The sequence below is a fragment of the Comamonas sp. AG1104 genome, assembly GCF_003350425.1.
GTDB classification, from domain to species: domain Bacteria; phylum Pseudomonadota; class Gammaproteobacteria; order Burkholderiales; family Burkholderiaceae_C; genus Comamonas; species Comamonas testosteroni.
Genome location: NZ_QQAS01000002.1, coordinates 828,861 through 836,601 on the forward strand (window position 1 = coordinate 828,861; position 7,741 = coordinate 836,601).

Below are 7,741 nucleotides of genomic sequence, written 5' to 3' on the forward strand. Positions count from 1 at the left end.
GGCAGGTGCAGCGCCGCCGGGTTGTTTACTTGATTTCGGTGGCAGAGAGGATTGTTACCGGCGTCGTGGGCACATTCTGGTGCATGCCACGGTTGCCCGTAGCCACGGCGCGGATTTTGTCCACCACATCCATGCCCTTGACGACCTTGCCGAAGACGGCATAGCCATGGCCGTCGGGCTTGGGGGCGTTGAGCATGTCGTTGTTCACCACATTGATGAAGAACTGCGAGGTGGCAGAGTTGGGGTTGCCGGTGCGCGCCATGGCAATCGTGCCGCGGTCGTTCTTGAGGCCGTTGCTGGCTTCCAGCGGAATCGGGGCGCGTGTGGGCTTTTCATTCAGATTGGCGTCCATGCCGCCACCCTGGATCATGAAGCCGTCAATCACGCGGTGGAACACCGTGCCGTCATAGTGCTTGTCGCGCACATATTGCAGAAAATTGGCGGCGCTCTTGGGCGCCTTGGCATCGTTCAGTTCCAGCACGATATCGCCCATGCTGGTCTTGAGCTGCACCTTGGATTGCGCCTGGGCCAGGCCGGGGATTGCAAAAACAGTGGCTGTCAGCGCAATGGCGGACAGAGCTTTGAGGCTGTTTCGACGGAAATTCAGCATGGTCATATTCCTGGGTAAGTGGGCCTTGGGCAGGGCCGCTGGGATAGCGGCTGCGAAAACAGGCTTGAGGCAGCTGAGGGCGCCGGCCTGCTTCACAAGAAGGAGAAGGGCGGCGATGGCAAAAAACCGCTTCAGCGCTGAGCAGGCTGGGCAGGGGCTGGCGTTGTGAGGGAGGCCGCAGGCTGCAGCAGGTCCTTGAGCTGCTTGAGCTTGGGGTTTAGCGCTGCTGGGCGGCCGCCCTTGGCCAGGGACTGCGCATAGGACTGATAGGCCAGGCGGGCATAGATATCGCCCAGGTTCTCATGTGCCACGGCATAGTTCGGATTGTTGCGCACGGCAGCTTCAAGTGCGGAGCGAGCGCGATCCAGGTCTCCCTGGCGTGCATAGATCACGGCCAGGTTGTTATAGGGCTCGGGCAGCTCGGGATAGTCCTCGGTCAGCTGGCGAAAAGCCGCAATCGCGTCCTCGGTCTTGCCGTCATTGCTCAGCGCAATGCCGCGCAGAAAGCGCATCTGTGGGTCGCGCGCATTTTTGGCCAAATAGGTGTCCGCTTTTTGCAGCGCCTGCTGCGTCTTGCCGCTTTTGAGCAACTGGGCAACATCCGTGTAATCGTCGGCGTGGGCGCTACCTGCAGCGAGCAAGGCAGCCAGGGCTGCCGCACGCGCTGCGGTACTGAACAAGTTGCGTACAGGCATGTAGGTGCTTTCATGGCGCCGCAAGAACTGCGCTGCGGCGGGAGCTTATACTGGGGGGAATTGTAGCTGAGGGGTGTGCGGCGCTTAGGCGTCTGGCCGGACCGGGATGTGTCTGGATGCTAGTGCGCATTTTTCAGCCTCAGGGAATGGCAGGCACGGTTTATGCATCGCAGGCATGACTAGTGCTGCTGGTCGCCACCCTCTCTCCCAATTTCAAGATTCATGAGTTTGCGTATCTACAACACGCTGTCGCGTGCACTGGAATCGTTTTCGCCGCTGGAGCCGGGCCATGTGCGTATGTACGTCTGTGGCATGACGGTCTATGACCTGTGCCACCTGGGCCACGCGCGCTCCATGGTGGCTTTCGACGTGGTGCAGCGCTGGCTGCGTGCCAGCGGCTACAAGGTGACCTATGTGCGCAACATCACCGACATCGACGACAAGATCATCAGGCGCGCGGTGGAAAACGGCGAGACCATCCGCAGCCTCACCGATCGCATGATCGATGCGCTGCACCAGGATGCGGATGCGCTGGGTATCGAGCGCCCCACGCTGGAGCCGCGCGCCACCGAATACGTGCCGCAGATGCTGAGCATGATCGCCCAGCTGCAGACCAAGGGTCTGGCCTATCAGGCCGGCAATGGCGATGTGAACTACGCCGTGCGCAAGTTCCCTGGCTACGGCAAGCTTTCGGGCAAGACGCTGGACGAACTCAACGCCGGTGAGCGTGTTGCCGTGGCTGACGGCAAGCATGATCCGCTGGACTTTGTGCTGTGGAAGTCGTCCAAGGCCGACGAGCCGGCCGATGTGAAATGGCAGAGCCCGTTTGGTGAGGGCCGACCCGGCTGGCATATCGAATGCTCGGCCATGGGTTGCGAGCTGCTGGGCGAGAGCTTTGATATCCACGGAGGTGGTGCCGATCTGCAGTTCCCTCACCACGAGAACGAGATTGCCCAGAGCGAAGGCGCGACCGGAAAGCCGTTTGCCCGTACCTGGATGCACAACGGCTTCATCAATGTGGACAACGAGAAGATGTCCAAGTCGCTGGGCAACTTTTTCACCATCCGCGATGTGCTCAAGGAATACGACGCCGAGACCATCCGGTTCTTCGTCGTGCGCAGCCACTACCGCAGCCCGCTGAACTATTCCAACGTGCATCTCGATGATGCGCGTGGTGCGCTCAAGCGCCTCTATACCGCCCTGGATCTGGTGGCCCCCGCCGAGGTGCAGATCGACTGGAGCAATTCCTACGCCGCCCGCTTCAAGGCTGCGATGGATGAGGACTTTGGCACACCCGAAGCCGTGGCCGTGTTGTTCGAGCTGGCCGCAGAGGTCAACCGCAGCAAGTCGCCTGAAGTGGCGGGCCTGCTCAAGGTGCTGGGAGCAAGCCTGGGTCTGCTGCAGACCGAGCCCCAGAAGTTCTTGCAAGCTGGCGCTGAAGGCGTGGATGCTGCTGCCATCGAAGCGCAGATCGCCGCCCGCACAGCCGCCAAGGCAGCCAAGAACTGGGCCGAGGCAGACCGCATCCGCAAGGAACTGCTCGAGCAGGGCATCGTCCTCAAGGACTCGGCTGCGGGCACGAGCTGGGAAGCGGCCGCAAAGGGCTGAGGCTGCATGCAATATTCCATCAACTGTGTGAGCAGTGCGGAGAGTCGCGCATGAGTGCGGTCAAGCATCTGGACACCATGGAGTTCGAGCAGCTGCCGCTGGTGGCTGATCTGCCCGTGCCGATGGGGCCGGCTGCGCCTTTGCCTGTAGCGCCTTTGGGGGCGGCAGCCATTGCTCAGCCAGCGGGTACAACTGCAAAGCAGGCAGTCGCGCCCAAAGTGGCTGCGCCCAAGATCCATCTGGATCTGCCCGATGGCGTGCCTGCCTATTGGGCCGAGGCCTGCCGTCAGCTCATGCGCCGCGATCGCGTGCTCAAGCGCCTGATTCCGCAACTCGGCAGCCAGGCGCTGCAGCCTTGCGGGCAGGAGCAGGCCTTTGCCACATTGGCCCGCTCCATCATCGGGCAGCAGATCTCTGCAAAGTCGGCCAAGACCCTGTGGAACAAGTTCGCCAGGCTACCTGCTGCCATGCAGCCCGAGCAGGTGCTCAGGCTCAAGGTGGATGATATGCGTGGCGCGGGGCTGTCGGCTCGCAAGGTGGACTATCTGGTCGATCTGGCCCTGCACTTCACCGAGCATCGCCTGCATATGGATGAATGGGCTCAGATGAGCGATGAAGTCATCATTGCCGAGCTGATGTCCATACGCGGTCTCAGCCGCTGGACGGCCGAGAATTTTCTGATTTACTGCCTGGGGCGGCCCAATGTGCTGCCTCTGGACGATGCCGGTTTGATACAGGGCATCTCTCTCAATCATTTTTCGGGCGATCCTGTCAGTCGCAGCGATGCCCGTGAAGTTGCCGAGGCTTGGAAACCGTGGTGCACGGTTGCAACTTGGTATATTTGGCGCTCGCTCGAGGCGCAGCCTGTGGCTTGATGACATCTGTCCACTGGCCGATTGCAAGGATTGCAACAGGCTGGCACAAGGAGAAATACGTTGGCGAAAAAGAACTTTCTGGATTTTGAGCAGCCCATTGCAGAACTCGAATCCAAAATCGAAGAACTGCGCTATGTGCAGACTGAAAGCGCAGTAGATATCTCGGAAGAGATCGACCAGCTCAGCAAGAAAAGCCTGCAGCTGACCAAGGACATCTACAGCGACCTGACCCCCTGGCAGATCACCAAGATTGCCCGTCATACCGAGCGCCCCTATACGCTCGACTATGTGCGCGAGTGCTTTACCGACTTTGTCGAAATGCACGGCGACCGCCACTTTGCCGATGACCAGTCCATCATCGGTGGCCTGGCGCGCTTCAACGGTCAGCCCTGCATGGTGATCGGTCATCAAAAGGGCCGCGATACCAAGGAGCGCACACTGCGCAACTTCGGTATGACGCGTCCCGAAGGCTATCGCAAGGCCTTGCGTCTGATGAAGACGGCCGAGAAGTTCAAGCTGCCCGTGTTCACGTTTGTGGACACGCCCGGCGCCTTCCCCGGTATCGATGCTGAGGAGCGTGGTCAGTCCGAGGCCATCGGTCGCAACATCTACGAAATGGCTCAGTTGCAGACCCCCATCATCACCACCATCATCGGTGAAGGTGGCTCGGGCGGTGCGCTGGCCATTGCCGTGGCCGACCAGGTGCTGATGCTGCAATATTCCGTGTACTCGGTGATCAGCCCCGAGGGCTGCGCCTCCATTCTTTGGAAGACCGGCGAAAAAGCCCAGGAAGCAGCGGATGCCATGGGCATCACCGCCCACCGCCTCAAGGCGCTGGGGCTGGTGGACAAGATCGTCAACGAGCCTGTGGGCGGTGCTCACCGCGATCACAAGCAAATGGGGGCCTTCCTCAAGCGTGCACTGGGTGACGCCTATCGCCAGCTGACCGATCTCAAGCCCAAGGAGCTGCAGGATCGTCGCTACGAGCGCATTCAGAGCTATGGCAAGTTTGCCGACACCAAGGCTGACAACCGCTGATCCAGCGGGCTTGATGCCGCTTGCGCACAATGGCTCCTTCGGGAGCCATTTGTTTTTGTCGAGAGTTTATGAGCGAAATACGCCTTAAGCCTTTGCCAAGTAAGCGTTGGGCGCTATTGAGTTGGAAAGAGGGAGTTTGTTGTTCATGCAAGCCCAGTCAGATGCTGAGCTGTTGGGGGCTTCGGCGGCTCGGGTGGATGCGGCCATCGCTGCATTCAAGCCGCCGCTGCCGCTGGTCGTGGCCTTCAGTGGCGGAGCCGATTCGTCGGCTCTGCTGCTGGCCTGCCATGCGCGCTGGCCGGGGCAGGTGAGGGCGATTCATGTGCACCATGGTTTGCAGGCTGCAGCTGATGGTTTTCAGCAGCACTGCGAGCAGCTATGCGCCAGCCACGGCATTGTCCTCAAGGTCTGCGCCATCGATGCGCGCAACGTGCAGGGGCAAAGCCCCGAAGATGCGGCGCGCCAGGGGCGCTATGCGGCCTTGATTCAGGCGGCCGGCCAGCCCTGGCTGGCTGCAGATGGTGTGCCGCTGGATGCAGTACGCTCCATGGCGCTGGCCCAGCATGCCGACGATCAGGTCGAGACCTTGCTGCTGGCGCTCTCGCGCGGCGCAGGTGTGGCCGGTCTGGCAGCCATGCCCGGCCATTGGCAAAGAGCGGGGCTGGAGTGGTTCCGGCCCTTGCTGGCAGTGCCGGGCCAGGCGCTGCGCGACTGGTTGCAGCTCAGGGATTTGAGCTGGGTCGAGGACCCGACGAATGCCGATCCAGGCTACACGCGCAACCGCATCCGGGCTCAGCTGCTGCCAGTGCTGGAGCAGGTCTTTCCGCAGTTTCGCAGCACCTTTGCGCGCAGCAGTGCCCATTGTGCCCAGGCGTCCGAACTGCTGGATCAGCAGGCTGCGGCAGATCTGCAGTTGGTGGGGGCGCCGCCCGCCATCAAGGCGCTGCAGAGTTTGAGTGAGGCACGTCTGGGCAATGTTCTGCGTTATTGGCTGCGCACCGAACATGGCACAACGCCGACTGCGGCCCAGCTTGCGCAGCTCATGGCGCAGCTCGGCGTTTGCACTACGCGAGGGCACCGCATCCACATCAAGGTGGGGCGGGGTTTTGTGGAGCGCCAGGGGGCAAGTCTCGGTTGGTACAATTCCTAGGTTTTGGTTTTTTTACCTGTACGAAAACCGCCGGCGCGCCAAAACCTTTGTGACCTGCGCCGTGGCTGCTGTTTCGTCACCCTTTAGTATCCAATGGCACTGATCGTTCATAAATACGGCGGCACCTCGATGGGCTCGACAGAGCGCATCCGCAACGTCGCCAAGCGTGTGGCCAAATGGGCTCGGGCAGGTCACCAGTTGGTGGTTGTGCCCAGCGCCATGAGTGGCGAAACCAACCGTTTGCTGGGTCTGGCCAGCGAACTGGCTCCCAGCCACGCCAAGAGTTCGTACTATCGTGAGCTCGATATGCTGGCCGCCACTGGCGAGCAGGCATCCTCGGCGCTGCTGGCCATTGCGCTGCAGGCTGAAGGCATGGAGTCCGTCAGCTATGCGGGCTGGCAAGTGCCCGTGCGCACCGATAGCAGCTACACCAAGGCTCGCATCGAGTCCATCGACGACAAGCGTGTGCGCGCCGACCTCGAGGCAGGTCGTGTCGTGATCGTGACCGGCTTCCAGGGGATCGATCCTGAAGGCAATATCACCACGCTGGGTCGTGGCGGTTCAGATACTTCTGCCGTGGCCGTTGCTGCCGCCCTGAAGGCTGCCGAATGCCTGATCTATACCGATGTGGATGGCGTCTACACAACCGATCCCCGTGTGGTGCCTGCTGCCAAGCGCCTGGGTACGGTGAGCTTCGAGGAAATGCTGGAAATGGCCAGCCTGGGCTCCAAGGTGCTGCAGATCCGCTCCGTGGAGTTTGCAGGCAAGTACAAGGTGCCCATGCGTGTGCTGTCCAGCTTCACGCCCTGGGATATCGATCTGGAAGAAGAAGCCAAGTCCGGCACGCTGATTACTTTTGAGGAAGACGAAAAAATGGAAAAGGCTGTCGTATCCGGCATCGCTTTCAACCGTGGCGAGGCCAAGATCTCCGTGCTGGGCGTGCCTGATACCCCCGGTGTGGCTGCTGCCATCCTCGGTCCCGTGGCCGATGCCAACATCGAAGTCGATGTGATCATCCAGAACATCTCCAAGGACGGTAAGACCGACTTCAGCTTCACCGTGAGCCAGGGCGACTACCAGCGCGCCATGGAGCTGCTGCGTGAAAGCGTTGTTCCTGCACTGGGTGCTTCCGAAGTGGTGGGCAATCCCAATATCGCCAAGGTCAGCATCGTCGGCATCGGCATGCGCAGCCATGTGGGCGTGGCCTCCACCATGTTCCGTGCTCTGAGCAAGGAAGGCGTGAACATCCAGATGATCTCGACTTCAGAGATCAAGACTTCGGTCGTGATCGACGAGAAGTACCTGGAGTTGGCTGTGCGCTCCCTGCACACCGCCTTCGGTTTGGACAAAAGCGAATAATTTTCGCAACTTTCCAAAAACGAACAAAAAAGCTGTTTACAATAGCGTCATTCCGGAAACGTGACCGAGTGGCCGAAGGTGCTCCCCTGCTAAGGGAGTATGGGGTGTAGAGCCTCATCGAGGGTTCGAATCCCTCCGTTTCCGCCAAATCAAAGAAAAAGCCGAAAGGCTTTTTCTTTTTGTCAAGACCTTCTGGGTCTTGACAAAAAGTTTCAAACTTTGATTTGAGTCTGGTGAAAACAGGCTACAATGCAAGGCTTCGCTGATCGCAGCAAGCAACGAGATTCAAGATCGGTTCTTCTGATTTTGCACTCGGTTCCTTAAAAAAATACAGCCGATAAGCGTGGGCGTTTGAGGGCAAGCAGCCAGTTCTTCGGAACAAACTCTTCGGAGTTATCAAGCGCTC

General features: G+C 60.1%; 7 protein-coding genes and 1 tRNA gene. 6 read left to right on the top strand and 2 right to left on the bottom strand.

The features are described 5' to 3' along the window. Positions 1–25 precede the first annotated feature (25 nt). Positions 26–610, bottom strand: a complete 585-nt coding sequence (locus DFO48_RS08470) for a peptidylprolyl isomerase (protein WP_003076263.1) — start codon at positions 608–610, stop codon at positions 26–28. Between the two features lie 131 nt (positions 611–741). Beyond that, positions 742–1,305 carry a tetratricopeptide repeat protein gene (locus tag DFO48_RS08475; protein WP_114863095.1) on the bottom strand — a complete coding sequence of 188 codons (564 nt, stop codon included), beginning with the start codon at positions 1,303–1,305 and terminating at the stop codon, positions 742–744. Positions 1,306–1,527: 222 nt separating this feature from the next. Between DFO48_RS08475 and cysS the strand changes: the two genes are divergently transcribed. The 6 genes from cysS to DFO48_RS08505 all read left to right on the top strand — a co-directional run bounded on the left by cysS (position 1,528) and on the right by DFO48_RS08505 (position 7,482). Next, entirely contained in the window at positions 1,528–2,913 is a 1,386-nt protein-coding gene (cysS, locus tag DFO48_RS08480) for a cysteine--tRNA ligase (protein ID WP_003076258.1), read from the top strand. A 50-nt stretch (positions 2,914–2,963) separates the two neighbouring features. Beyond that, positions 2,964–3,788 (top strand): DNA-3-methyladenine glycosylase, encoded by an 825-nt coding sequence (locus tag DFO48_RS08485; RefSeq protein WP_003076255.1) that lies wholly within the window; start codon positions 2,964–2,966, stop codon positions 3,786–3,788. A gap of 60 nt (positions 3,789–3,848) precedes the next feature. After that, complete coding sequence (locus DFO48_RS08490) at positions 3,849–4,826, top strand: acetyl-CoA carboxylase carboxyltransferase subunit alpha (protein WP_003076249.1); 978 nt, start codon at positions 3,849–3,851, stop codon at positions 4,824–4,826. 145 nt (positions 4,827–4,971) lie between these two features. After that, the gene (gene tilS, locus DFO48_RS08495) at positions 4,972–5,976 is read left to right on the top strand and encodes a tRNA lysidine(34) synthetase TilS (protein ID WP_199406964.1); all 1,005 of its coding nucleotides are present in this window, start codon (positions 4,972–4,974) and stop codon (positions 5,974–5,976) included. A 93-nt stretch (positions 5,977–6,069) separates the two neighbouring features. Then, positions 6,070–7,335 (top strand): aspartate kinase, encoded by a 1,266-nt coding sequence (locus tag DFO48_RS08500; RefSeq protein ID WP_003057587.1) that lies wholly within the window; start codon positions 6,070–6,072, stop codon positions 7,333–7,335. 54 nt (positions 7,336–7,389) lie between these two features. Further along, positions 7,390–7,482: transfer RNA gene (locus tag DFO48_RS08505), tRNA-Ser, on the top strand. Positions 7,483–7,741 lie beyond the last annotated feature (259 nt).